The sequence below is a fragment of the Bradyrhizobium commune genome (assembly GCF_015624505.1).
GTDB lineage: Bacteria > Pseudomonadota > Alphaproteobacteria > Rhizobiales > Xanthobacteraceae > Bradyrhizobium > Bradyrhizobium commune.
Genome location: NZ_CP061379.1, coordinates 825367 through 851948 on the forward strand (window position 1 = coordinate 825367; position 26582 = coordinate 851948).

The window sequence follows — 26582 nt, forward strand, 5'->3', positions numbered from 1 at the left end:
GTCTTAAGGCTCGCAGCGAGAGGGTTCATGACGCGTCGTCGTTTGGCATTGGCCGCGGGCCTCGCGCTCGCGATCACCGCATCGCTTGCCACGCCTGGCCTGGCTCAAACGGGCGGTCTTGCCGCACAGAGCGCGCGGATCAATGCGCTGCGAAGTGCCGGCAAATATGCGGAGGCGCTGCCGCTGGCGCAGGCCATGGTGGCCTCGCTTGAGAAGACCAGTAACAGCCGCGACCTCGCCGCCGCGCTCAACAACCTCGGGCAGATTTACGCCGATCAGGGCCATGACGACCAGGCCGAGCCGCTCTACATGCGTGCGATCGCGCTGATGGAGAAGGGCGCCGGTCTCGACAGCGTCGAGATCGCGCCTTTGCTCAACAATCTCGCCGCGCTCGACCAGCGCCAGGGTCGGTTTGCCGAGGCCGAGCCGTTGTTCAAGCGCGCGCTCGCCATTCGCGAAAAGGCGCTGTCGCGCGAGCATCCCGACGTCGGCCAGTCCCTCAACAATCTCGCCACGCTCTATGTGAAGCAGGAGCATTTTGCCGATGCCGAGCCGCTGTTCCAGCGCGCGCTCGCGATCTATCAGAAGGTCGGCGGCCCCGAGCATCCGGCGGTCGCCACGCTTTTGAACAATCTCGGTCAGGTCTATCGCGACCTCAATCGCGATGCGGATGCCGAGGCGCCGATCAAGCGTTCGCTCGCGATCCGCGAGAAAGTATTGGGACCGGATCATCCCGATGTCGCGCGCTCGCTGAACAATCTCGCCGGGCTCTACGAGCACCAGCAGCGCTATGCCGATGCCGAGCCGCTCTATCGCCGCGCGTTGGCGATCCGCGAGAAGGCGCTGGGCCCGGATCATCCGGATGTTGCGACCTCGACCAGCAATCTCGCTTATTTCCTCTACGTCTCCAGCCGGACTGCGGATGCACTGCCGCTCGCAGAAAAGACGCTTGCGACCGATCGTGCGCAGTTGCGCGTGGTGTTGCCGATCCTGTTCGCCGCGCGGCAGCAACATCTGTTGCCGGACGACAAGGCACTGGACGAGGCGCTCGCCGCGATCCAGCGCGGCACGCAATCATCCGCGGCGTCGGCCGTGAACAAGCTTGCCGTGCGCCTCGCGGCCGGCAGCGACCGGCTCGCCGAGCTCGTGCGCAAGGATCAGGATCTCGCGGCCGAATCCGAGGCGCTCGACAAGGCGATCATCAGCGCGGTGTCGAAACAGGCCGCGCAGCGCGACGTCGCGGGCGAGCAGCGCAGCCGCGCGCGGATTGCGGCGATCGCAACCGAGCGCGCCGGCTTGCAGAAGACGCTCGCCGTCGAATTCCCCGATTATGCCTCGCTCTGCAATCCGCTGCCGCTGACGGTCAAGGATATCCAGCCGCTGCTGGCGAGCGATGAGGCGATGACGATCTATTCCGTCGTCGACAAGCGCAGCTACGTCATCGCGGTCACACGCGAGGGGATCGACTGGAAGGAGATTCCGCTTGGCGCAGACGCGCTGGCGCAGAAAGTATCGGAGTTCCGCAAAGGCCTCGACGTCGGCAAAGCGCGCGACGCCTCCGGCAAATCGGGCTTGTTCGATCTTGCGCGCGCCAACGAGCTCTATGTCAATTTGCTTGGTCCGGTCGAGGCGCTGGCCAAGGACAAGCGCAGCCTGCTGGTGGTGCCATCGGGTGCGCTGACGGCGTTGCCGTTTCATCTGCTTGTCACCGAGGCGCCGCAAGCTGCCATTCCCGACACGCTCGAAGGCTATCGCAGCGCCGCCTGGCTGTTGCGGCGTCAGGCGGTCTCGGTGTTGCCCTCGGTGGTCAGCCTGAAATCGCTGCGCGCCTTTGCGCGCAAGGATCAGGGTGTCAAGCCGATGACCGGCTTTGGCGATCCCGTGTTCAATCCTGCACAAGAAGGTCCCGCTGATCGTCGCGCAGCAGGCGGCAAGGTGGCCGCGCGCAGCATCGCGACATCAGCCTATACCGACTTCTGGCGCGGCGCCGGCGTCGATCGTGCGCGGCTGGCGCAGGCACTGCCGCAATTGCCCGACACGGCGGACGAGTTGAGCGCGGTCGCGAGGGACGTCGGCGCGGCCGAGGCCGACATCCATCTTGGCCGCGACGCCAGCGAGGCGACGCTCAAGCGTGCACCGCTTGCTCAATACAGCATCATCTACTTTGCCACCCACGGGCTCGTGGCCGGCGATATCAAGGGGGTGGGCGAACCGTCGCTCGCGCTCTCCATTCCCGACCAACCCTCCGAGCTCGACGATGGGCTGCTCACGGCGAGCGAAGTCGCCCAGCTCAAGCTCAACGCGGATTGGGTGGTGCTGTCGGCCTGCAACACCATTGCCGGTGACAAGCCCGGAGCCGAAGCCCTGTCGGGCCTGGCGCGTGCGTTCTTCTATGCCGGTGCGCGCGCGCTCCTGGTCTCGCACTGGGCCGTAGATTCCGAGGCTGCCACCCGCTTGACCACTTCGACTTTCGATCTGCTCAAAAACGAACCAGGAATTGGTCGTGCCGAAGCCCTGCGGCGCGCGATGTTAACGTATGTTGACGACACCTCGTCGCCGCGCAATGCATATCCCGCGATGTGGGCACCATTCGCACTGATCGGCGAGGGCGCCGTCCGATAGATCGCCTCGCGATTGTGCGTCGCAAAAACCCCGGACAACGCTGAATCAAGCGTTTGGTTGCGCGATCATTCGAAATTCTTTGATACACCTGCTCAGGGCAGACATGCGCGACGTTTGGCGCGGTCCTTGAATAAACCAAATCCCAAGGGATCAGCTTGGCAACGCCAGCGTTCACCGATATTAGGTCGTCCAACCGAGGCCGGTCGGCCTATTATTCACGGTGGCTGCGATGGCAACCAAGCTTGGTAGTGCTGAGTATCGCGGGTTCTAGGAGGATTCTTCGTGCAAGAGACGGGCGTGCGCAACGGTGCCTTTGGCGCCGACAAATTCGGCTTAAAGAATCTCAAGCAGGTTCATTGGAACCTCGGCGCACCACAGCTCTATCAATATTCGCTCGCGGCCGGCGAGGCGGTGCTGTCTGCCGACGGCGCGCTCTGCGCCGACACCGGCGAGTTCACCGGCCGCAGCCCGAAGGACAAGTTCACGGTGCGTGACGCCACCACCGACAAGAAGATGTGGTGGGCCGGCAACCAGTCGATCACCGCAGAGCAGTTCGAGACGCTCTACCAGGATTTCCTCAAGCACGCCGAAGGCAACAGCCTGTTCGCACAGGACCTCTACGGCGGCGCCGACCCGGCCTACCGGATCAAGACCCGGGTCTTCACCGAGCTCGCCTGGCACTCGCTGTTCATCCGCACGCTGCTGATCCGCCCCGAGGCGGTCGAGCTGTCGAGCTTCACGCCGGAGCTCACCATCATCGACATGCCGAGCTTCCGCGCCGATCCGAAGCGCCATGGCTGCAAGTCGGAGAACGTCGTCGCGATCGACTTCGCCCGCAAGATCGTGCTGATCGGCGGCTCCTATTATGCCGGCGAGATGAAGAAGTCGGTCTTCACCACGCTGAACTATTATCTGCCCGAGCGCGGCGTGATGCCGATGCACTGCTCGGCCAATGTCGGCGCCAAGGGCGATGCCGCGATCTTCTTCGGCCTGTCCGGCACCGGCAAGACCACGCTGTCGGCCGACCCCAACCGCACGCTGATCGGTGACGACGAGCACGGCTGGGGCCCGAACGGCATCTTCAATTTCGAGGGCGGCTGCTACGCCAAGTGCATCAAGCTCTCGCAGGAAGCCGAGCCCGAGATCTTCGCCGCCTCGACCCGCTTCGGCGCGGTGCTCGAGAACTGCGTGCTCGACGAGGACACCCGCGTGGTGGATTTCGACGACGGCTCCAAGACCGAGAACACGCGTTCGGCCTATCCGCTCGATTTCATCCCGAACGCCTCGCGCACCGGCCGCGCGCCGCAGCCCAAGAACGTGGTGATGCTCGCCGCCGACGCGTTCGGCGTGCTGCCGCCGATCGCAAAGCTCTCGCCCGCGCAGGCGATGTATCACTTCCTCTCCGGTTACACCGCCAAGGTCGCGGGCACCGAGCGCGGTCTCGGCAACGAGCCGCAGCCGGAATTTTCGACCTGCTTCGGCTCGCCCTTCCTGCCGCTCGATCCCAGCGTCTACGGCAACATGCTGCGCGACCTGATCGCCCAGCACAACGTCGACTGCTGGCTGGTCAACACCGGCTGGACCGGCGGCAAGTATGGCACGGGCTCGCGCATGCCGATCAAGGTGACGCGCGCGCTGCTCACCGCCGCGCTCGACGGCTCGCTTCGCAACGTCGAATTCCGCACCGACAAATATTTCGGCTTCGCGGTCCCGACCGCGCTGCCCGGCGTGCCGAGCGAGATCCTCAACCCAGTCAACACCTGGAAGGACAAGGACGAGTTCGACAAGACCGCGCGTGCGCTGGTCGGCATGTTCCAGAAGAACTTTGCCAAGTTCGAAGCCCAGGTGGATGCAGAGGTGCGTGCGGCCGCTCCGGACGTGAAGCTCGCGGCGGAGTGAGCACTCTATCTTCAATGCAAAAGTGCGGCCGAAAGGCCGCTCTTTTTGTTTGTGTGTTCTTCCTTCTCCCCTTGTGGGAGAAGGTGGCGCGAAGCGCCGGATGAGGGGTTCTCTCCGCGCCTTCAACTGCAAGAGAAGCGTTCGCGGAGAGAACCCCTCACCCGTCTCGTCGCTTCGCGACGAGCCACCCTCTCCCGCAAGGGGAGAGGGGAAGAGCAACTACGCCTTGAAATAAGCGATCTGCGTGCTCGTCGCGAGCAGCCTTCCGTTCGGCGACCACAGTTCGGCGTTCTGATCGGCGTAGCTCTTGTGCATGATCTTCGAATCCGCCGTCGCCAGCACGCGGGTGATGTCTTCGGCCGCGAGCTCTTCAGCGTCGGTGTGGAAATAGGTCGTCAGCGACACCGTGCCGAACGGCACCAGCTCGCGTCGCACGTGAAAGATGCGGCCGAAGAAGGCGTCCGACATCGACATCAGCGACAGCATGTCGAGCTTGCGCGGCTCGCGATCGCTGATCCAGATCTTCGAATAGGTGCTGGCAAGCTCGGCCTGTGGCGGGCCGATCCGCATCTCGCCCTCGACGAAGCGGAATTCATACTGGTTGGCCCAGGCCGCCTGGATCTTCGGGAACGGCAGCGTCTCCTCGAAGGGCTTTGCGCCCGGATATTGAGCTACCCTGTGCTCCCAGGACGGCCGGCGCTCGGCGAACACGGCGGTGGCGAGTGTTGCGACCTCGCCGCCGCCTTGCGACAGCTCGACGCTCCAGTGCTGGCTGGAGCGGTTGGCCTTCACAAGCCGCACATCCAGGTCAAACGGTCCCTTGGCGATCGGCGCGCAGTAATTGACGGTCAGAGCCAGCGGATCGCCGGCGCATTGTGGATGGTCGATCAGCGCGCGCAGGATGGTCGCGGCCGTAGCGCCGCCGAACGGGCCGACAAAGGCCCAGTAATCGTCGCTGGTGTGCCCCTGCCAGCTGCTGTCACCCGCGGTGATGCGGGTAGTGTCGTCGAAGGGGTGCGGGAGCTTGGCGTGCATTGGTGGTCCTCGGTGCCGACCCCAGCGTCGTCGCGAGCGGTGAGCTGACGCTCATCATATGACAGCCGCCGCCGTCTTGTTCAATGACGTCGCAGATAATGGAAGTCCACGCTACGGAAAATCAGCTCGCCGCGTCGCGCAGGTCCTCGGCCTCCTGGAACGGCGGCGTGATCGGATTGACCGGCACGTTCCAGATCTCCTCGGCATATTCGCGGATGGTGCGATCGGAGGAGAACCACGCCATGCGCGCGACGTTGAGGATGGAGGCGCGCGTCCAGGCCGGTGCCACCTGCCAGCGTGCGTCGACAGAGCGCTGCGCTTCGTAATAGGAATCGAAGTCGGCGCTGACCATGTAATGGTCGAGATAGCGTAGCGCATGCGCGATGGATTCGAACCGTCCGGGTTCGCCGGGCGAGAATTCGCCGGCGCCGATCGCATTGATGGCGCGCTGGAGCTTTGGCGATTTGCGGATCACGTCGGAGGCGTCGAGCCCCTGCTTGCGCCGGATCATCACGTCGCCGGCTTCCATGCCGAAGATCGCGATGTTCTCCACGCCGACATGGTCTCGGATCTCGATATTGGCGCCGTCGAGTGTGCCGATGGTGATGGCGCCGTTCAGCGCCAGCTTCATGTTGCCGGTGCCGGAAGCCTCCATGCCGGCGGTCGAGATCTGCTCGGACAGATCGGCCGCGGGAATGATGACTTCCGCGAGACTGACATTGTAGTCGGGCAGGAAGGCGACCTTCAACTTGCCGCCGATCGCCGGATCGTTGTTGACGACCTCGGCGACGTCGTTGATCAACTTGATGATCAGCTTGGCGTATTTGTAGCTCGCCGCCGCCTTGCCGGCGAAAATCTTGACCCGCGGCACCCAGTTCGCGTTGGGCTCGTCCTTGATCGACTGGTACAGCGCGACCGTCTCGATGATGTTGAGCAGCTGGCGCTTGTATTCGTGGATGCGCTTGATCTGCACGTCGAACAGCGCGCTCGGATCGACCTTGATGCCGAGCCGCTCGCCGATCAGGCGCGCCAGCGCCGCCTTGTTGTGAAGCTTGACGGCGCGGAATTTCTTCTGGAACTCGACGTCGCTGGCGCGCGCCTCGATCAGCGACAGCTGCGTCGGATCGTCGAGCACGGCCTCGCCGCAGGTCTCGCGCAACAAATCGGTCAGCTTCGGGTTCGCCAGCATCAGCCAGCGGCGGAAGGTGATGCCGTTGGTCTTGTTGGTGATGCGGCCGGGATAGAGATGGTTGAGATCGTGGAATACGGTCTCGCGCATCAGGTCCGAATGCATCGCCGAGACGCCGTTGATGCGGTGCGAGCCGACGAAGGCGAGCTGGCCCATGCGCACGCGGCGACCGCTCTTCTCGTCGATCAGCGAGACCGAGGCGCGGAAGTCGATATCGCCGGGCGCGCGCGCCTCGGCAAGCGCGAGATGCTGGACGTTGATGCGGTAGATGATCTCGAGATGCCGCGGCAACAGTCGCTCGAACAGCTCGACCGGCCAGGTCTCGAGCGCTTCGGGCAGGAGCGTGTGGTTGGTGTAGGACAGTGTCGCGACCGTGATCTTCCAGGCCTCGTCCCAGCGGAAATTGTGGAGATCGACGAGGATGCGCATCAGCTCGGTGACGGCGAGACTTGGATGCGTGTCGTTGAGCTGCACTGCGACCTTGCTCGACAGGCTGCGCAACTGGCCGTCGGACGACAGATGCCGCTTGATGAGATCCTGGAGCGAGGCCGAGACGAAGAAATATTCCTGGCGCAGCCGCAGCTCGCGGCCCGCCGGGCTTTCGTCGTTCGGATAGAGGAATTTGCAGATCGCTTCGGCGCGCGATTGCTCGGCGCTGGCGCTGACATAGTCGCCCTTGTTGAAGGCGTCGAGCTTCAACGGATCCGGCGAGCGCGCCGACCACAGCCGCAATGCGTTGACGTGATGGCCGCGCCAGCCGACGATCGGTGTGTCATAGGCGATTGCCTGCACGGTCTCGCCCGGATGCCAGATCGCGCGGTCTCGGCCCTTGTCGTCGACATGCTCGACGCCGCCGCCGAAATTGACGTCGTAGATCACTTCCGGCCGCTGCAATTCCCAGGGATTGCCGAAGCCGAGCCATTCGTCCGGATATTCCTGCTGCCAGCCCTGATTGATGATCTGGCGGAACAGGCCGTAGTCATAGCGGATGCCGTAGCCGATCGCGGGGATCGACAGCGTCGCCATGCTCTCCATGAAGCAGGCGGCAAGGCGCCCGAGGCCACCATTGCCGAGCGCGGCATCCGGCTCGCATTTGCGCAGCTCGGGCAGCGAGACGCCGAGATCGCCGAGCGCGACCTCGAAGATCTTCAAGAGCCCCATGTTGTTGAGCGCGTCGGTGAAGAGACGGCCGATCAGGAATTCGAGCGAGAGATAATAGACGCGCTTGCGGCCTGCGTCGTAGCTGCGCTTCTCGGCGCTGAGCCAGCGGTGCACGATGCGGTCGCGCAACGCGAGGGCTGCGGCCTGATACCAGTCGTGCTTGGTCGCCATGCCGGCGTCCTTGCCGATGGCAAGGCGCAGCTTCGCCAGGATCGCACCCTTGATCTCCGCCAGCGCAAGCTCGTCGATGGGCTGACCGGGGGCCGGGAAATTTGGCTCGAACGATTGATCTTGCAAGGCCGTCACTTCCTGGTCGCGAGAACACCACTTAACCCTACGCAACTTGCCCCAACACCGGAACCATCACTGGCGCGGCCGTGCACTGCGCTGGCGTAAAATTATGCAAGGAACGGGCCGGTTTGGGAACCCGGAAGCGCACGGAGAGCTGCGGATTTGGTGCTAGGCTGGGCGCAGATTCAGCCTTCAGTATGGAGGAGACGCCCCCATGAGACTGCTGATCGAGATCGCCGCCGCAGCCCTGATCGTCGTCTGCATCGCCACCTCGAGCGCCGCCGTTGCCGCCGGCAAGGGCCGCAGCGCCGATGGCCTCAGCTGCGCCATTTCGCTCCCGCAAAATGCATCCCCCGCCGCGCGCTGCACCGCCATCAGGCGCCAATGCGGCGGCAAGTTTTACGCGAGCGCATGCGGGGACAGGTTGATGTCGGCGGCGAATTGATGGATTAGCCAGCCGCGAAACCGGTGTCGTCCCGGCGAAGGCCGGGAGCCATAACCACCGCTGTCAGAGAAGATGCGAGAGATCGCGCCAATCCGGATTTTCTTGCTCGATCAAGCGAATCTTCCAATCACGTTGCCATTCCTTCAGAGCTTTCTCGCGTGCGATTGCTTCGTACGGCGACGCATACGTCTCGACGTAGACTAACCGCGTCACGCCATACTTCTTGACGAATTTCGAGCCGCGTCCGGAGCGATGCAGCGCCAATCGGTTGCTGATGTCGTTGCAGACTCCGATGTACAGCGTGCCGTAGCGGCGGCTCGCGAGAATGTAGACGTAGTACGCGGCTGGTGCATTCATTGCTGGGCACCCATTTCCGAAACGTCTGACGGTGGTGGTTATGGGTCCCGGCCTTCGCCGGGACGACTACAAGGAGGCATCAGAACAAATTAAGAACACTTTAGCAAGTCTTTGATATATCATTGTGATTCGGCGCGGTGCCGATACAATATCTAGCGTCTGTCAGACGTTGCGAGGACTACATGTCCACCATTGCCTTCGATCAATTTGCCCTCACCCGGATCGCAGACTTCGCCCGGTCGCTGTCGCGTCTGCATCAGGCCGCGCGGCGCTATGCCGTCGACGACGACCAGTTCGACCGCGAGTTCAACGCGGTGTGCCAGTCGATCTGGGGCTACACCATCGATGACATCAGCGACGATCTGTTCTCGGCCGAGGACCATCTCTTCCTCGACACGCTGGACGAAGCGCAAGCGCGCATCTTCGCGGCCGAGCGTGGTTATGACCTCGTCGACGAGGCGGGCATGCTGACCGACTGGTGGGGCTTTTGCTGGATGATCTTGGCCGAGAAGCGCGGCCTCTTGACGCCGGACAACCGCGCCGCCGCGCGCGCGGCCATCGAGGAGAAATATCTGGCGGCGCCGAACGTGATCGGGGTGATTATCGGGCGGTAGGCAACAGCCTCCGTCATTGCGAGGAGCGTAACGACGAAGCGATCCAGAGTCTGTCCGGAGAGGCAGTCTGGATTGCTTCGCGTCGCTCGCAATGACGGTGTGGTTTGAAGTGGGGCCTTAATCCAGCCCCGCCCGCTTCGCCGACTTCGGCGTCTTCGGCACGGTCACATCCGGCAGCTTCTCACGCACGATCTCAGCCGCCGGCGCATCTGCCGCGACCGTCTCGGCGCGCACCGGGGCCACCTTCATCTCGCCGAGCCGGGCGCGAACCTGTGCGGTGAGGCCGGGATAGGAAGCGACCGGGGTGAACTCCGCGGTCTGGTCCATGCCGAGGCGGACACCGGTATAGGCGACGAGGCCGTCGGTGGTGGCGATGACGTCGCCAGCCTTCAGCGACGAGTCGAGCGCGAGATCGACCGGCGCGAGGCCTGCCGGCTCGCGGCCGTTGCAGGTACAGTCGGCACGCAGCGCCTTGCGATAGGCGAAGGCGTTCTCGCTATCGGCGTAGCGTTCGCCGGTCTGCGAATAAGCGCCGTCGATCGAGGGGCCGAAAAACACCTTTGTCGTGCTGGCAGGGCAGAAGGCCTGACACATCTGCGCCGGCGAGGCCAGGCCGCGCATCAACGGAAAATATTTTCCGTCGCAGCTGCGCACGCAGAACGCCGGGCCGGAGCCGCCGGCCGCGGCCGAGCGCGTCGGCGGCACATATTGCGGGGTCGCGGCATTCTGCTGGCCGGTGAAGGGGTCGGCGTAGGAGCTCGCCTGCGGCACTTCGCGCTGCGGCCGTTGCTGCTGCCCGCCACCGAAGAAGAAGTCGAACAGACCCTCGGCTGAAACCGGGGCTGGGGTTGCGAGCAACGGGCTTGCAAGGATGGCGGCCACAAGCATCGCGCGACGCCGCCGGCGCGCATGGGACAACTCTGTACGCAACGCTTACTCCACCCGACGCTACTGAACCGGCCGGGACCGACGAGGTCTCAGCACATGATTCACCATAGCGGCGGATGGTAAATGAGCGGTTGAGCGGCGAGGGGCCGTGGTGCCCTTTTACGCCTTCAAGAATTCCGACGCCTTGTAGAGCGAGCGGAACGGCAGGCCGGCCGCGCCGAACGTGTCGTCGGCGCCTTCCTCGCGGTCGACCATGGTGAGCACCAGCACCACCTCGGCGCCGGTCTCGCGCACGGATTCCACCGCCTTCATCGCCGAGCCGCCGGTGGTGGTGACGTCCTCGACGATCACCACGCGCTTGCCCTGAAGCGTCTCGCCTTTTGGCAAACCTTCGATCGCGAGCTTGGCGCCATGCTCCTTCGGCTTCTTGCGCACGAAGAACGCCGCGATCGGATGGCCCTTGATCCAGGAGATCTGCGCCAGCGCTCCCGCCAGTGGCACGGCGCCCATCTCGAGCCCGCCGATGAAATCGAGCTCGTCGTCTTTCAGCGTCTCATAGGTGAGCTCGGCGAGCAGCGTCGCGCCCTCGGGGTCCAGCATGGTCGGCTTGAGGTTGAAGTAGAAATCGCTCTTGCGGCCCGACGCGAGCGTCACCTCGCCGCGACCAAAGGAGCGCCGGCGGATGATTTCGAACAGGCGGGCGCGGGAGGCGGATTTCGACACGGCGGTCCCTCGGGAGCGTTCTTGAAGGTGGCGGAATTTATCCGCGACGGCCGCGACATGAAAGAGGGGGCGGGGCCCGCAAAACCACCGTCAACAGGGCATCCATGCTGGACCGCCGGTTGTAAGGCCGCAATGTCCTGGAGTAGTGGGATGCCAGACAAAAGGGGAAGGAAACAGGCAATGACCATCGAGCTGCACACCTGGAACACGCCGAACGGCCGCAAAATCTCGGTCGCGCTGGAGGAGATGGGGCTGCCCTACAAGGTGGTCCCGGTGAACATCACCAAGGGCGAGCAGATGGCAGCTGAGTTCCTCAAGCTCTCCCCGAACAACAAAATCCCCGCGATCGTCGACCCCGAGGGACCGGACGGCAAGCCCGTCAGCATCTTCGAGTCCGGTGCGATCTTGCTCTATCTCGGCGAAAAGACCGGCAAATTCCTGCCGAAGCCGCTTTCCGGACGCATCCCCGTTTATGAATGGCTGATGTGGCAGATGGGCGGCTTCGGGCCGATGCCCGGCCAGGTGCACCATTTCATCGCGCTCGAGAACGAGCAGGACCGCGCCTACGGGTTGAAGCGCTACATGGCCGAGACGCGCCGGCTCTATGGCGTGCTGGATCGTCGGCTGGATGGACGCGATTTCGTCGCCGGCGATCTCTCGGTCGCCGATTTCGCCATTCTGGGTTGGGCCTGGCGCCATCCCCGCCACAAGGTGGATTTGGCCGATTTTCCGAACGTGAAGCGTTGGTACGAGGCCCTGATGGCGCGCCCGGCGGTGAAGCGGGGGATGGAGGCGAAGCTGGATTGAGTTTTGCTGACCCTCCCCTGGAGGGCCCTCCAGGGGAGGGTCAGCAGCCTCACACCTTCCGCGCTTCCACCGCCATCCTGACCGCTAGCCCGGCCAGCACCGTGCCCATCAGCCAGCGCTGCACCAGCATCCAGCTCGGCCGGCTCGCCAGGAACAGCGCGATCGATCCTGCCGCAAGCGCGACCACCGCATTGACGCTGATGCTGATCGCGATCTGGATCGCGCCGAGTACCAGCGACTGCACCAGCACGCTGCCGGCGGTGGGATCGAGGAATTGCGGCAGCAGCGCGAGATAGAGCATCGCGATCTTCGGATTGAGCAGATTGGTGACAAAGCCCATCGCGAACAATTTACGCGGACCGTCGATCGCGAGCTTCTTCACCTGGAACGGCGAGCGCCCGCCCGGCTTCACCGCCTGCCAGGCGAGCCACAAGAGATAGCCTGCGCCGGCAAAGCGGAGCGCGTCATAGGCAAAGGGAATGGCGAGCAGCAGCGCGGTGATACCGAACGCCGCACAGAGCATATAGAACACGAATCCCAGCGCCACGCCGCCGAGCGAGACGATGCCGGCCGCCGGCCCCTGCGTGATCGAGCGCGAGATAACATAGATCATGTTCGGCCCGGGCGTGAGCACGATGCCGACAGAGACGAGGGCGAAGCCTAGCAGGGCAGAGGTGTGGGGCATGGGTGAACCGGTGCGGGGATGCGACGGTTCTAATGCGTGCGGAGACGCGAGGCCATTGCGCAATTGCTCGGAGGACAATTGAGCTTCAGTGTCGTCCCGACGAAGGCCGGGACGACACTGTGGGTCTAGTGCGCCTCGTCCCAGTTTGTCGCCGCGCGCGCGTCGACGTGCAGCGGCACCGACAGGTCTACCGCCGGGAACGGTGCGTCCTGCATCACGTGCTGGACCACGGGCAGCGTCGCTGCGACCTCCGCGTCGGGCACCTCGAAGATCAGCTCGTCATGCACCTGCAGCAGCATCTGCGCCGAGAGTTTTTTCGTGGCGAGCGCATCCTCCACCCGTGTCATGGCGCGGCGGATGATGTCGGCGGCGGTGCCCTGAAGTCGCGCGTTGATCGCGGCGCGTTCGTTGAACGCGCGCACCGAGGCGTTCGGCGCCTTGATGTCGGGATAGTGGCACTTGCGGCCGAACAGCGTGGTGACATAGCCGTGGCTTCGGCAGAAGTCGCGGGTCTCGTCCATGTAGGCGCGGATGCCTGGAAACCGCTCGAAATATTTCTTGATGTAGGCGGAGGCTTCCTCGCGCGCGATGCCGAGCTGGTTGGCGAGGCCGAACGCCGAGATGCCGTAGATGATGCCGAAATTGATCGCTTTCGCACGGCGGCGGATCTCGCTCGGCATGCCGTCGATCGGCACGCCGAACATTTCCGACGCCGTCATGGCGTGAATATCGAGCCCGTCCTTGAAGGCCTGCTTCAGGACCGGGATGTCGGCGATCTCCGCGAGCAACCGCAGCTCGATCTGCGAATAGTCGGCCGAGACGAGCTTGTGCCCGGGTGTCGCGATGAAGGCGCGGCGGATCTTGCGGCCGTCCTCGGTGCGCACGGGAATGTTCTGCAAATTCGGCTCGTTCGACGACAGCCGGCCCGTGGTGGTCGCCGCCAGCGCGTAGGTCGTGTGCACGCGATGGGTCTGTGGATTGACGTAGGTCGGCAGCGCGTCGGTGTAGGTCGATTTCAATTTCGAGACCTGGCGCCACTCCAGAATCTTCCGCGGAAAATCGTGGCCCTGCTCGGCGAGCTCGTCGAGCACCTGCGCGGTGGTCGACCATGCACCGGTCTTGGTCTTGGTGCCGCCGGAGAGGCCCATCTTGCCGAACAGGATGTCGCCGATCTGTTTTGGGCTGCCGACATTGACGGGCTCGCCCGCGATCTCCTGGATCTCGGCCTCGACGCGCGCCGCAGTCTGGGCGAAGTCGCCGGAGAGACGCGACAGGACCTGGCGATCGATTGAGATGCCGCGCCGCTCCATGCGCGCGAGCACGGAGACCAGTGGACGTTCGAGAGTTTCATAGACCGTGGTCATGTGCTCGGCGACGAGGCGCGGCTTGAGCACGCGCCAGAGCCGCAACGCCATGTCTGCGTCTTCGGCCGACGTCTCGGTCGCCTTGTTGATGGGGACTTGATCGAAGCTGAGTTTGTTCTTGCCGCTGCCAAGCACATCGCTATCGCTCAGAACGGCGTGCCCAAACCAGCGCTCGGCCAAAGATTCCATGCCGTGCGAACCGCGGCCGGCATCGAGCACATAGGAGATCAGTTGGGTATCATCGGTGTTGCGCAGCGTGATGCCGTGCTGCGCCAGCATGACGGCGGTGAATTTGACGTCGAAGCCGATCTTGAGGATACCCGCCGATTCCAGCACCGGCCGCAGCGATTCGATCGCGTCGGCGTGCTTGACCTGATCTGGCGCTAGGCCGGCGTCGAACAGGCCGCCGCCGCCGCCGGATTGCTTGTGCGCGAGCGGTACGTAGCAGGCATCGTTCGGCGCCAGCGCCAGCGCGATGCCACAGAGATCGGCCTGCATCGGATCGATGGAGTTGGCGCGGATTTCAATCGCGACCTGGCCGGCATCATGAACGCGCGCGATGAAGGTGTTGAGCTCGACGATCGATTTGATCGTTTGATATTTGCTGCGGTCGACTGGAAGCTTGCGCAGCGCTTCCTCGCGCGCGGCCGCGAGCGAGATCGGCGCGCCCTTGAGGCTGGCGCCCTTGTCACCCTTGTCGCCACCCTTCGCGGTTGCCGGAGGGCTGGCGAAGAGATCGCCCGAAGCATTAGAGGATGTTGTCTTGGCCGCACTGTCGGCGGCCCCGCCGCGCGCCTCGCTGCTGTTCGTAACGTCGGCATCGACGTTGGCAGGGTCAATCTGCGAATAATCGGCGACGCGGCGCGTCAGCGTGGAAAACTCCATCGCCTTCAGGAAGGCGATCAGCTTGCGTGCATCGGGCTCGTGGACCGCGAGGTCGTCGAGCGGCACCTCCAGCTTGACCTTGTCGTCGAGCAGCACGAGCTGCCGCGAGATACGAGCCTTTTCCGCATTCTCGATCAGCGCCTCGCGGCGCTTGGGCTGCTTGATCTCGCCGGCCCGGAACAGCAACTGCTCGAGGTCGCCATATTCGACGATCAATTGCGCCGCGGTCTTGATGCCGATGCCTGGCACGCCCGGCACGTTGTCGGTGGAATCGCCGGCGAGCGCCTGCACCTCGACCACCTTCTCCGGTGGCACGCCGAACTTCTCGATCACCTCGGGGATGCCGATGCGGCGATCCTTCATGGTGTCGTACATGGTGACGCAGTCGGTCACGAGCTGCATCAGGTCCTTGTCGGAGGAGACGATGGTCGCGGTCGCGCCGCGCTCGCAGGCCTCCCGCACATAGGTCGCGATCAGATCGTCGGCTTCAAAACCGCCCTGCTCCAGGCAGGGCAGGTCGAAGGCGCGCACGGCTTCGCGGATCAACGCGAATTGCGGGATCAGATCGTCCGGCGCCGGCGGCCGGTGCGCCTTGTATTCGGGATAGATCTTGTTGCGGAACGTCACTTCCGACTTGTCGAACACGATCGCCAGATGCGTCGGCCGATTGTCGGGGGGCATGTCGCGCAACAGCTTCCACAGCATGTTGCAGAAGCCAAGCACGGCATTGACCTGCAAGCCGTCGGATTTTCGGTTCAGCGGCGGCAGCGCGTGATAGGCGCGAAAGATGTAGCCGGAACCATCGACCAGGAAGATGTGGTCGCCCTTGCCGAGCGCCTTCGCGGCAACCGGTTTGGCAGCAGCTGTCGCCGCGGGTTTGGTGTCGGCTTTGGCGGAGGTCTTCGGGGAGGTTTTTGGCATGGCCGCAATGTATGAATTTTTGCGGCAAAAGACAGCCTCGACTGGCGGCAATTTTGACGTCTCGCACAGGCAAATCGTGGCATCGGCATAGCTGCGAAGTCAGGTCAGGCAGCCTTCAATGAAACTCGCCACTGCGCGCACCGCGGGCGTGCGGCGCAGGTCGCGATGGAGAACCAGCCAGACCTCACGGCCAACCGGGCGCCCGCCGATGTCATGGCGCTCCAGCCGCGGGTCGGCCTCGCCAAGGAATCTCGGCAGGGCCGCGAGCCCAATTCCGGTCCTGGCGGCTGCGGCCTGGTTCTCAAGATCGTTGGTGCGAAGCACGATCTCACGCGTGCCGGCGAAGCGCCTCAGCCATCGCTGTTGGGGAACGTCATCCATGCTGGAATCGTAGGCGACGAAGGCGAAGGCATGCGGAGGCGTCGTCTTCAGATAGTCGGGCGAGCCGTAGAGGGCGAACTCGAAATAGCCGATCTTGCGGGCGATCAGCCCCGGCTCCATTGGGCGCGACAAGCGAAGCGCCAGATCGGCTTCGCGGCGATTGATCGAGGCTGTGCGCTTCTCGCCGATTAGCTTGATTGTGATGCCAGGATGTTTTTGCCGCAGCCCTATCAGCTTCGGCGCGATCAGGAGATTGGCGAGCGACGGTGGCGCGCTGATCGTGATCTCGCCGCCGATCTCGGATTTTGAGGCTTGCGCGGCGCGCTCCACCGCAAATGCCGTCTCCACCATTGGAGCCCCGATCTTGGCGATGCGCTTGCCGTCCTCGGTGAGCTCATAGCTGCGCGGCCTGCGGTCCACGAGCTTCAGCGACATGACAGTTTCCAGGGCGGCGACGCGGCGGGCCACGGTCACATGGTCGACGCCGAGACTCCTGGCCGCGGCCGACAGGCTGCCCTCACGCGCGAGCGCCAGGAAATGTTGCAGATCGGTCCAGTCCATTGTGCGATTTCTCACAGCAAGATCTCGATTATGAGCAGTTTCGCAGATTTTCGGACCGATCCATAGTTCTTCCATCGTCGACAGGAGAAACTCGATATGGCGGTAATCGTGAGGTTGAAGGCGCCCGGCGGTGCGGAGCAGCTCGAACTGGCGAGCGCCGAACTGCCACCGCCGGCTAGCGGCGAAGTCCGGCTGCGACAGACCGCGATTGGCGTCAATTTCATCGACATCTATCAGCGCATGGGTCTCTACGCGCTCCCGCCCGAGCGGATTCCCGGCGTTGAGGCGGTGGGCATCGTCGCGCAACTGGGCGCTGATGTGAGCGGCCTCGATGTCGGGGACCGCGTCGCTTATGCGGGGGCACCGGTCGGCGCTTATGCGTCCGAACGCAATTTGCCGGCCTGGCGTTGCGTGAGGATTCCCGCGAACTTGCCGGATGAGGTCGTTGCGTCGGCATTCGTCAAAGGCATTACGGCCGACATGCTGCTCACTCGCGTTTTCCCCGTCGGTCGCGGGACGACTATTCTCGTTCACAGCGCCGCGGGCGGGCTCGGGCAGTTGTTGGCGCGCTGGGCCAGTGCGCTCGGGGCGGTCGTGATCGGCGCTGTCGGTTCGCCGGCGAAGGTCGAAACCGCCCGTGCTGCCGGCGCGCGTCATGTAATCGTCGGGCGTGGCGCTGATTTTGCGGCCGCCGTCGCCGACTTCACCGCCGGGCGAGGCGTCGATGTCGCCTACGACGGCGTCGGCGCGACGACCTTGCAAAAGACGCTCGGCTGCGTGCGACCATTCGGCGTGGTGGCGAGCATCGGCCAGTCAGCCGGGCCGATCCCGCTTCTCGACGTCAACGATCTCGGGCCACGGCGCAGCCTGATGTTGGCGCGGCCGAGCGTCATGGCCCACATGAACGATGCCGATGCATATCGCTGTTCCGCGGAGCGGGTGCTTGCTGCGATGGCCGACGGCGTGCTCCGGGTGACCGGCAAGGCCTACAGCCTGCGGGACGCAGCGCAGGCTCAAGCTGACCTGGAAGCCGGGCGTACGACAGGAGCCTTGTATCTGCGACCTTGAGCGGCTATTCCGCCGCCTGCAACACGGCCGCAGCCTTCTTCGGCGCGATCCACAATGCATCGGGCCGCTCGAACAGGAAGTCGGCGCGCAGCCGTAGCGCGCCCTGCCAGATCGCGAGCGATCCGAGTAGGCCGACGATGGTGACGATCAGCGATACCGCGCCGATGTCGGTGATGATTCCGGTGTGCAGGAGCAGTGTGCGTGTCGCTGCCATCGGCAGGAAGAAGGCGAGATAGATCACGATCGAATGCTCGCCGAAGAAGCGCAGGACATTGAACCGTCGCGCGCGTGCCAGCAGCGTGCCCATGGTGATGATGGCGCAGGCGCCGGCGAAGCCGAGCACAAGAGAGACGATCTTCCATTCGCTGGCGCCGAGCGTGACCACGCTCGCATTGATCAGCGCCCAGGCCGCTAGCGCCATCAACGCCGGCGCCGGATGATTGCAGGCGCGGTCCGCCAGCGCGAACACGTAAGGCGCGAACAGATAGCCCGAATAGAAATAGACGAAACGCGCGCAGAATTCGTCGATCGCGGTCCAGCCGGTCGCGATGCGCGCCGACTCCAGTGCAGCCGCGACGATCCAGATCGCAAGCGGGGGGATTCGCCGTGTCATTTTTGTGACGACGAAGAAAAACGGCAGGAGATAGATGAACCAGAGCGTGCCGAACGGCTCGATGAAGGATTCGAGATAGAGCACGCCAGCGTCGCGCCAGCTGGTTTCGGCCGCGAAGGCGGGAGCCTTGAAACCGAACTGGATTGTCACCCAAACGACATAAAAATAAGCGAAATGCACCACCTTGCGATCGAGATAGGTCCGCCAATCCCGGTCGATCACCAGTGGCAGGAACAGGCCCGAAATCAGGAAAAAGTCCGGCATCCGAAACGGCTTTGCAAAGGCCACCAGGACATGCATGAAACCGGTCTCGCCGGCGGCGAGTTCGACCCCCAGCACCGAATGCATCATCACCACCATGACGATGCAGATGCCCTTGGCGTAGTCGACCCAGTCGACACGCGCGGCTGCGGTGGCGTTGGGAAGCCCCCCGCTCGCGATTGTGCCTGATGGTGCCATGGTGTCCCTTTTCGAGGCGCGTTCCGCCCGGTCTTGTCCGGGGCCGGGGCAGTGTCGCGCTTTACGGTTTCCGAGTTCTTTACCGGTACAAATCGCGTGCCGGTTTGCGAACGCGGGCCCTTCCTTCCCCACGGGAAAATGCTAAACCGCCCCGGTTGGGGTTTCGTTAACCAAGAGAAACAGGGACTTTCATGCGCATCACGATGATCGGTACGGGTTACGTGGGACTGGTGTCCGGAGCCTGCTTTGCCGATTTCGGCCACGACGTCATCTGCGTCGATAAGGACGACAGGAAGATTGCAGCCCTTCATCGCGGTGAGATTCCGATCTATGAGCCGGGCCTCGACGAGCTGGTCGCAAACAACGTCAAAGCCAAGCGTCTGAGCTTCACCACCGACCTGTCGAAGCCGGTGGCCGACGCCGACGCCGTGTTCATCGCGGTCGGTACGCCCTCCCGCCGTGGCGATGGTCATGCCGATCTCTCCTACGTCTACGCCGCCGCGAAGGAGATCGCACAGTCGCTGCAAGGCTTCACCGTCGTGGTGACCAAATCGACCGTGCCGGTCGGCACCGGCGACGAGGTCGAGCGCATCATGCGCGAGACCAATCCCAAGGCCGACGTGGTCGTCGCCTCGAACCCTGAATTCCTGCGCGAAGGCGCGGCGATCCGCGACTTCAAGTTCCCCGACCGCGTCGTGGTCGGCACCGACGACGAACGCGGCCGCAAGGTGATGGGCGACATCTACCGCCCGCTGTCGCTGAACCAGGCGCCGCTGATGTTCACCGCACGCCGCACCGCCGAGATGATCAAATACGCCGCGAATGCGTTCCTGGCGACCAAGATCACCTTCATCAACGAGATCGCGGACCTTTCCGAAAAGGTCGGCGCCAACGTCCAGGAGGTCGCCCGCGGCATTGGCCTGGACAACCGCATCGGCACCAAGTTCCTGCACGCCGGTCCCGGCTTCGGCGGCTCCTGCTTCCCGAAGGACACCAAGGCGCTGATCAAGATCGCGCAGGATTACGACGTCTCCTTGCGCATCGTCGAATCCGTGCTCGCCGTCAACGAGAACCGCAAGCGCGCGATGGCGCGCAAGGTCAGCCAGGCGCTCGGCGGCTCGCTGCGCGGCAAGACCATCGCGGTGCTGGGCCTCACCTTCAAGCCCGACACCGACGACATGCGCGATGCGCCGTCGATCCCGCTGGTCACCGGCCTCCTCGACATGGGCGCGAAGGTCAAGGCCTTCGATCCCGTCGGCATGGAGCAGGCGAAAACCGAGCTGCCGAACATCACCTATTGCGAGGACGCCTATGCCTGCGCTGAAGGAGCCGATGCAGTCGTCGTCGTCACTGAGTGGACGCAGTTCCGCGGCCTTGATCTCGACCGGCTGAAAGCGACCATGGCCCAGCCCGTCGTCGTCGACCTCCGCAATATCTTCAACCCGCAGGACATGGCGGCCGCCGGCTTCACCTACGAGAGCGTCGGGCGGCCACCGGTGCGGGGCTGATAGCGACACATTGTTGTCATACCCCGCGCAGACGGGGTATCCAGTACGACGAGATCTTCGGAATGGCCGGGATCTGAATTGACTGGATCGCTTGCCTGGTGTGCCTTGCGCACAAGGCGGGCGGTGACGGACCGAGCCTCTTGCCCCGCAGCTTCGACACGCCCCTTCCGATCGATGCCGTGCTCGACGATTTGTCGCGCACGCTGGAGGCGCGCAACGCCGCCGTGCTGGTGGCGCCGCCCGGGGCCGGCAAGACCACGCGCGTGCCACTCGCGCTTTTGGACGCACCCTGGGCCAGGGGCAAGAAGATCATCGTGCTGGAGCCGCGGCGCATCGCGGCCCGCGCCAGCGCCGACCGTATGGCAAAGTCGCTCGGCGAGCGCGCCGGCGAAACCGTCGGCTACCGCGTTCGCTTTGGTTCAAAAATTTCGCGCACAACGCGCATCGAGGTGGTGACCGAGGGCATCTTCACCCGCCAGATCCTCGACGATCCCGAGCTCTCCGGCATTGCCGCGATCCTGTTCGACGAATTCCACGAGCGCTCGCTCGATGCCGATCTCGGCCTTGCGCTGGCGCGTGACGCGCAAACGGGTCTGCGCGAGGACCTCCGCATTCTCGTGATGTCGGCCACGCTCGACGGTGCCCGCGTCGCAAAGCTGCTCGGCGAGGCGCCTGTCGTCGAGAGCGAGGGCCGCGCGTTTCCCGTCGAGACGCGCTATCTCGGTCGCAAGGCGGATGCGCCAATCGAGCGGCAGATGGCGGATGCAATCGCCTCCGCGCTGCGCGTCGACAGCGGCTCGGTGCTGGCGTTCCTGCCGGGCGCGGCCGAAATCCGCCGAACTCAGAATTTCCTCGTTGAGCGCGTGCAGGATGCCAGTATCGAAATCGTGCCGCTGTTCGGTGCGCTCGATGCCGCCGTGCAGGACCGCGCCATCGCGCCGGCCCCGAAGGGCACGCGAAAAGTGGTGCTGGCGACATCGATCGCGGAGACCTCGCTGACCATCGAAGGCGTCCGCATCGTGGTCGATTCCGGTCTCGCCCGCGTACCGCGCTATGAGCCCGACATTGGCCTGACCCGTCTCGAGACGGTGCGTGCCGCGCGCGCGGCGGTGGACCAGCGCCGTGGCCGCGCCGGACGCACCGAGCCCGGTGTCTGCTACCGGCTCTGGGACGAGCCGCAGACGGCCTCGCTCGCGCCTTACACCCAGCCGGAGATTCTCAGCGCCGATCTGTCGTCGCTTGTGCTCGATCTCGCGCAATGGGGTGTGGCTGATCCCGCAGCGCTGTCGTTCCTCGATCCGCCGCCGCAGCCGGCCTGGAAGGAAGCCAAAAGCCTGCTGTCCGAGCTCAACGCGCTCGATGGCGACGGCCGCATCACGGCGGAAGGCAAGAGCCTGCGCGCGTTGGCGCTGCCGCCGCGGCTGGCGCGCATGATCGTGGATTCGCATCGCGCCGGCGCGGGCGAGGACGCCGCCGAGATCGCTGCCATCCTCACCGAGCGCGGGCTCGGCGGCGACAGCGCCGATCTCGAGCACAGGCGTGACCAGTTCCGCCGCGACCGTTCGCCGCGGGCCGCGAGCGCGCGCGACCTGGTGCGCCGTTGGGCGTCACAGGTGGCGGCGTCCGAGAAAGCAGGGCCGCAGGAAGATCTCTCGACCGGCCTGATGCTCGCTTATGCCTTCCCGGACCGAGTCGCGCGCAATCGCGGCAATGGCAGCTTTGTGCTCGCCAACGGCCGAGGCGCCGCGGTGGAGCAGACCTCGTCGCTCGCCCGTGCGCCCTATATCGCGATCGGCGAGATGACGGGAACGGCGGCAAGCGGGCGTATCCTGCTCGCCGCGCCGCTCGGCGAGGACGACATCGAGCGGCATTTTGCCGAGCATATCGAGGCGGTCGACGAGATTTCCTTCGACCGCGGTGCGATGTCGCTGCGTGCGCGGCGCAAGCGCACGCTGCATGCGATCACGCTCTCCGAGGCCACACTTGCGGTGTCGCCCTCGGAGGACACCGCACGTATCCTCGCCGACGGTCTCATTGCCGCAGGCCTCGACCGTCTGCCCTGGTCGAAGACCGCAAAACAATGGCGCGACCGCGTGATGTTCCTGCGCAAGGCCGAAGGCGACAGCTGGCCCGACCTTTCGGACGGCGGATTGATCGCGCGGCGCGACGACTGGCTGGTGCCGGCGCTCTACGACAAGATTGCGCTGAAGGATATCTCGGCCGGCGATCTCTCCGACGCGCTGATGGCGCTATTGCCGTGGGAGATGCGCGCGCGGCTCGATCGCGAAGCGCCGACGCACTTCGAGGCGCCGACCGGTAGCGCGCTCGCGATCGACTATGAGGCCGAGCAGGGGCCGACCATCGCGGTGCGGCTCCAGGAATTGTTCGGGCTCAACACCCATCCATCGATCGCGGCCGGCAAGGTGCCGCTGGTGCTGGAGCTGCTGTCGCCGGCGCAGCGTCCGGTGCAGGTGACGCGCGATCTTCCCGGTTTCTGGCGCGGCAGCTACGCGGCCGTCCGCTCCGACCTGCGCGGCCGCTACCCGCGCCATCCCTGGCCGGACGATCCGGCGAGCGCGCTGCCGACCCGCCGGGCCAAGCCGCGCGGCACCTGAGCCCACCGCATTAACCGTTCGCTCATCCTATTCGCCAAAATGGCACCGGCCCGGCCGCAACTCCGCTCGCGGCAGGGCAGGCGGCGTGGTGAAATCGTGCTTTCGGGTCCAGGTGGTGTCATGCGTAACATAATGATCTTCGCGGCCATCATGATCGGGCTCGGCACCTTCATGGCGCAGATGGCAGACAAGATGAGCTCCGCCTCGGCCACCTCAGCGCCGCGCGCGAATGCCGCGGTCGCGCCGACAGCTCCGGTCGGCGGCCGCAGCCTCAGCATTCCCCGCGATGGCCGCGGTCATTTCCAGACCGAGGGCCGTGTCGACGGCCAGCGCATCGGCTTCATGGTCGACACCGGCGCCTCCGTGGTTGCGCTCAACGAGACGTCGGCCGCACGCTTCGGCCTCCGCCCCTCGCGCAGCGAATACAATGCGACCGTCACCACCGCCAACGGCACCATCAAGGCCGCCCGCGCCCGCATCGCCATGCTCGATGTCGGCGGCATCATCGTGCGCGACGTCGATGCCATGGTTCTGCCGGACGAGGCACTGTCGGAAAACCTGCTCGGTCTCTCCTTCCTGTCCCGCCTGAAGCGCTTTGAGTACGCCAACGGCCAGATGGTGCTGGAGCAGTAGTCCGGGCCGATTGTTTCCGGATGCTCGCGGCCGGTAAGGTTTCCCCGTTACCAAACTGCCGCAATTATCGGCCATAAGCCTCCCATCCCGCCTTCCGCTGCGGCCCGGCATTCGCTAAGGCTGCCAATTCCTGCTTTTTTCACGAGACCGTCTCAATGTTCCCAAAGCCGAAATCCGTGTTGCTGCCCAACACCTACGCCTTCGAATCCGAGCCGATGGTGAAGCCCACGGGTTTCCGCGAATACGACGCGCGGTGGTTGTTCCAGAAGGAGATCAACCTGATGGGCGTGCAGGCGCTCGGCATGGGGCTGGGTGCGCTGATCGCCGAGCTCGGCGTCAGCCAAGAGATCGTCACCGGCCACGATTTTCGCGGTTATTCGGCCTCGATCAAATACGCGCTGATCTCGGGCCTGATGGCGGCGGGCTGCAAGGTGCACGACATCGGCCTTGCGGTGACGCCGATGGCCTATTTCGCGCAGTTCGATCTCGACGTGCCCTGCGTCGCCATGGTCACGGCCTCGCACAACGATAATGGCTGGACCGGCGTGAAGATGGGAGCCAACCGTCCGCTGACCTTTGGCCCCGACGAGATGACGCGTTTAAAGGAGATCGTGCTCAACGCCGAGTTCAAGAACAAGGTCGGCGGCTCCTACCAGTTCCACGAGAATTATCCGGCGCGCTACATCGCCGATCTCACCAACCGTCCGAAGCTGAAGCGCAAGCTCAAGGTCGTCGCGGCCTGCGGCAACGGTACCGCGGGCGCCTTCGCGCCGCAGGTGCTGGAGGCGATCGGCTGCGAGGTGATCCCGCTCGACACCGAGCTCGACCACACCTTCCCGAAATACAATCCGAATCCGGAAGACATGGAGATGCTGCATGCGATCCGCGACGCGGTGCTGCATCACAAGGCCGATGTGGGCTTGGGCTTCGACGGTGACGGCGATCGCTGCGGCGTCGTCGACAACACCGGCGAAGAGATCTTTGCCGACAAGGTCGGCGTGATGCTGGCGCGCGACATGTCGGCGATCCACAAGGACGCGCAGTTCATCGTCGACGTGAAATCGACCGGCCTGTTCATCACCGATCCCGTGCTCCAGAAGCAGGGCGCCAAGACCGCCTATTGGAAGACCGGCCATTCCTACATGAAGCGCCGCACCAACGAGACCGGCGCGCTCGCGGGCTTCGAGAAGTCGGGCCATTTCTTCTTCAACAAGCCGTATGGACGCGGTTACGACGACGGTCTGGTGTCAGCGATTGCGATCTGCGACATGCTCGACCGCGCGCCTGGCAAGTCGATGGCCGATCTGAAGAACGCGCTGCCGAAAACCTGGTCGTCGCCGACGATGTCGCCGCATTGCGCCGATGAAGTGAAATACGGCGTCATCGACGCCGTTGTGAAACACTTCGAGGCGCTCGAGAAGAAGGGCGCCAAGATCGGGGGGCAATCGATCCGCGATCTCGTCACCGTCAACGGCGTCCGCGTCACGGTCGAGGACGGCAGCTGGGGCCTGGTGCGCGCCTCCTCCAACAAGCCCGAGCTCGTCGTCGTGGTCGAGAGCCCGGTGTCCGAGCAGCGCATGCACGACATGTTCGAGATGGTGAACAGCGTGCTGCGCACGCATCCAGAAGTCGGCGAGTACAATCAGAAGATCTGAGCGCTGGCGAGCGCTCAGCCACCCGGCGGCCCGAACAGCGCGCGGAGCTTCGCGCCTGTTCCCCGCGCCTTCCAGGCATCCTCGAACATCGCGATCCATTCGCCGAGTGCGATCCGGATCGGATTGAAGGACGGCGTGCCGCCGATGAGGCCGAAGCGAAGCGGCTCTCCGGGACGTTCGGCAAAGGTGCCGAACAGGCGATCGAACACGATCAGGACTCCGCCGTAGTTCTTGTCGAGGCACGGTTCGTTGCAGGCATGATGCACGCGATGATGGCTCGGCGTATTGAGCACCCATTCGAGCACGCCGAGTTTCGGCGCGAACTCGCTGTGGATGAAGAACTGGTAGAACAGGTTGATCCCGAGCATTGCGACGATCGCGAGGGGATGGAAACCGATCAGCGCGAGCGGCAGGAAGAAGAGAAAATTGCCGGAGATGTTGCCGGTCCAGCCGAGCCTTATCGCCGCCGTCAGGTTCAGCCGCGTCGTCGAGTGATGCACCGCATGGGTCGCCCACATCCAGCGAATGCGGTGCGAGGCGCGGTGCTGCCAGTAGTAGAGAAACTCGCTGCCGAGGAACAATCCGGCGAGCGTGAGCGGCTCGGTCTGCGAAAAGTCGAACAGGCGGTGTTGGTACAAGAACGCGAACGGCACGGCGAGAATGCCGGCTTCGAGCGCACGCAGCAGGTTCTGCCCCAGCGCGACGCCGAATGACGCAGCGCTCTCGCGCCAGTCATGCGTCTCGTGATGGGCGAGCCGGCCGATGCCGTATTCGAGCAACATAAGGCCGATTGCGGTCGCGAGGATCATACGCCGGAGCATCGGATCGAGCAGGAGTGAAGCGTAACCCACGGTACCCTCCTATTTCGGCACCACGCCTGCGGTGATGGCGCGATCCCGCAGCGTCTGCGCCCGCGGCATCACTTGCGCGCAGGCGGCGCTGAGCTGGTCGGGATGGGATTTGAGGCAGGCGAGGATGCGTCCGCCGCCCGGCGTGACGTTACTGCACAGGCGGTCATAGTCGGCGCTGCAGGCCCGCAGCAGGATCATCGCTTCGCTGCGCATATCGGCGGGCACTTGAGCCTGCGCGAGACCGGGCGTGACGGTCGCGGCCATCAGCACGGCTGCGATGGCGACGCGCATCGGTGAAGCGAAATTTGCGATGTTGGACATGTCGTTCTCCTTGTTGGACGTTCGAGGAACA

General features: G+C 64.4%; 21 protein-coding genes. 10 read left to right on the forward strand and 11 right to left on the reverse strand.

From position 1 onward, the window contains the following. Window positions 1-27 precede the first annotated feature (27 nt). Together IC761_RS03920 and IC761_RS03925 are read left to right on the forward strand one after the other, a co-directional pair. A complete protein-coding gene (locus IC761_RS03920; protein WP_195801990.1) occupies window positions 28-2622 on the forward strand; it encodes a CHAT domain-containing tetratricopeptide repeat protein in 2595 nt (864 codons plus the stop codon). A 282-nt stretch (window positions 2623-2904) separates the two neighbouring features. Continuing rightward, entirely contained in the window at window positions 2905-4521 is a 1617-nt protein-coding gene (locus IC761_RS03925) for a phosphoenolpyruvate carboxykinase (protein ID WP_195801991.1), read from the forward strand. A 219-nt stretch (window positions 4522-4740) separates the two neighbouring features. Here IC761_RS03925 and IC761_RS03930 read toward each other — a convergent pair whose 3' ends face one another. Continuing rightward, a complete protein-coding gene (locus IC761_RS03930) occupies window positions 4741-5556 on the reverse strand; it encodes an acyl-CoA thioesterase (RefSeq protein WP_195801992.1) in 816 nt (271 codons plus the stop codon). Between the two features lie 121 nt (window positions 5557-5677). Then, complete coding sequence (locus tag IC761_RS03935) at window positions 5678-8203, reverse strand: glycogen/starch/alpha-glucan phosphorylase (RefSeq protein ID WP_195801993.1); 2526 nt, start codon at window positions 8201-8203, stop codon at window positions 5678-5680. Between the two features lie 208 nt (window positions 8204-8411). Between IC761_RS03935 and IC761_RS03940 the strand changes: the two genes are divergently transcribed. Beyond that, complete coding sequence (locus tag IC761_RS03940) at window positions 8412-8642, forward strand: hypothetical protein (RefSeq protein WP_195801994.1); 231 nt, start codon at window positions 8412-8414, stop codon at window positions 8640-8642. A 63-nt stretch (window positions 8643-8705) separates the two neighbouring features. Here the strand turns inward: IC761_RS03940 and IC761_RS03945 are convergent, their stop codons facing one another. Continuing rightward, window positions 8706-8999, reverse strand: coding sequence for a GIY-YIG nuclease family protein (locus tag IC761_RS03945; protein ID WP_195801995.1), 294 nt, complete (start codon window positions 8997-8999; stop codon window positions 8706-8708). A 182-nt stretch (window positions 9000-9181) separates the two neighbouring features. On the opposite strand from IC761_RS03945, the gene IC761_RS03950 reads away from it, so the two are divergent. Then, window positions 9182-9613, forward strand: coding sequence for a hypothetical protein (locus tag IC761_RS03950; RefSeq protein ID WP_195801996.1), 432 nt, complete (start codon window positions 9182-9184; stop codon window positions 9611-9613). Between the two features lie 117 nt (window positions 9614-9730). On the opposite strand, the gene IC761_RS03955 is transcribed toward IC761_RS03950, so the two are convergent. Next, window positions 9731-10501 (reverse strand): DUF2865 domain-containing protein, encoded by a 771-nt coding sequence (locus tag IC761_RS03955; RefSeq protein WP_195801997.1) that lies wholly within the window; start codon window positions 10499-10501, stop codon window positions 9731-9733. Between the two features lie 159 nt (window positions 10502-10660). After that, window positions 10661-11224, reverse strand: coding sequence for an orotate phosphoribosyltransferase (pyrE, locus tag IC761_RS03960; RefSeq protein WP_195801998.1), 564 nt, complete (start codon window positions 11222-11224; stop codon window positions 10661-10663). A gap of 180 nt (window positions 11225-11404) precedes the next feature. On the opposite strand from pyrE, the gene IC761_RS03965 reads away from it, so the two are divergent. Then, the gene (locus tag IC761_RS03965) at window positions 11405-12031 is read left to right on the forward strand and encodes a glutathione S-transferase family protein (RefSeq protein WP_195801999.1); all 627 of its coding nucleotides are present in this window, start codon (window positions 11405-11407) and stop codon (window positions 12029-12031) included. A 49-nt stretch (window positions 12032-12080) separates the two neighbouring features. Here IC761_RS03965 and IC761_RS03970 read toward each other — a convergent pair whose 3' ends face one another. The 3 genes from IC761_RS03970 to IC761_RS03980 all read right to left on the reverse strand — a co-directional run bounded on the left by IC761_RS03970 (window position 12081) and on the right by IC761_RS03980 (window position 16903). After that, window positions 12081-12716 carry a LysE family translocator gene (locus tag IC761_RS03970; RefSeq protein WP_195802000.1) on the reverse strand — a complete coding sequence of 212 codons (636 nt, stop codon included), beginning with the start codon at window positions 12714-12716 and terminating at the stop codon, window positions 12081-12083. Window positions 12717-12841: 125 nt separating this feature from the next. Then, window positions 12842-15886, reverse strand: a complete 3045-nt coding sequence (polA, locus tag IC761_RS03975) for a DNA polymerase I (RefSeq protein ID WP_195802001.1) — start codon at window positions 15884-15886, stop codon at window positions 12842-12844. A gap of 99 nt (window positions 15887-15985) precedes the next feature. Further along, complete coding sequence (locus IC761_RS03980) at window positions 15986-16903, reverse strand: LysR family transcriptional regulator (RefSeq protein ID WP_368367088.1); 918 nt, start codon at window positions 16901-16903, stop codon at window positions 15986-15988. A 21-nt stretch (window positions 16904-16924) separates the two neighbouring features. Between IC761_RS03980 and IC761_RS03985 the strand changes: the two genes are divergently transcribed. Continuing rightward, the gene (locus IC761_RS03985; RefSeq protein WP_195802003.1) at window positions 16925-17896 is read left to right on the forward strand and encodes a quinone oxidoreductase family protein; all 972 of its coding nucleotides are present in this window, start codon (window positions 16925-16927) and stop codon (window positions 17894-17896) included. Between the two features lie 4 nt (window positions 17897-17900). Here the strand turns inward: IC761_RS03985 and IC761_RS03990 are convergent, their stop codons facing one another. Next, a complete protein-coding gene (locus IC761_RS03990) occupies window positions 17901-18968 on the reverse strand; it encodes an acyltransferase family protein (protein WP_195802004.1) in 1068 nt (355 codons plus the stop codon). Between the two features lie 191 nt (window positions 18969-19159). On the opposite strand from IC761_RS03990, the gene IC761_RS03995 reads away from it, so the two are divergent. From IC761_RS03995 to IC761_RS04010, 4 genes are all read left to right on the forward strand, one after another. After that, the gene (locus tag IC761_RS03995) at window positions 19160-20476 is read left to right on the forward strand and encodes a UDP-glucose dehydrogenase family protein (RefSeq protein WP_195802005.1); all 1317 of its coding nucleotides are present in this window, start codon (window positions 19160-19162) and stop codon (window positions 20474-20476) included. Between the two features lie 140 nt (window positions 20477-20616). Further along, window positions 20617-23091 (forward strand): ATP-dependent helicase HrpB, encoded by a 2475-nt coding sequence (gene hrpB, locus IC761_RS04000; RefSeq protein WP_195802006.1) that lies wholly within the window; start codon window positions 20617-20619, stop codon window positions 23089-23091. Window positions 23092-23211: 120 nt separating this feature from the next. Beyond that, window positions 23212-23724: a TIGR02281 family clan AA aspartic protease gene (locus IC761_RS04005; protein ID WP_195802007.1), complete on the forward strand. Its 513-nt coding sequence runs from the start codon at window positions 23212-23214 to the stop codon at window positions 23722-23724. Window positions 23725-23879: 155 nt separating this feature from the next. Next, a complete protein-coding gene (locus IC761_RS04010) occupies window positions 23880-25379 on the forward strand; it encodes a phosphomannomutase/phosphoglucomutase (protein WP_195802008.1) in 1500 nt (499 codons plus the stop codon). 14 nt (window positions 25380-25393) lie between these two features. On the opposite strand, the gene IC761_RS04015 is transcribed toward IC761_RS04010, so the two are convergent. Together IC761_RS04015 and IC761_RS04020 are read right to left on the reverse strand one after the other, a co-directional pair. Beyond that, window positions 25394-26230, reverse strand: a complete 837-nt coding sequence (locus IC761_RS04015) for a sterol desaturase family protein (RefSeq protein WP_195802009.1) — start codon at window positions 26228-26230, stop codon at window positions 25394-25396. A gap of 9 nt (window positions 26231-26239) precedes the next feature. After that, the gene (locus IC761_RS04020; RefSeq protein ID WP_195802010.1) at window positions 26240-26551 is read right to left on the reverse strand and encodes a cysteine rich repeat-containing protein; all 312 of its coding nucleotides are present in this window, start codon (window positions 26549-26551) and stop codon (window positions 26240-26242) included. Window positions 26552-26582: the final 31 nt, after the last annotated feature.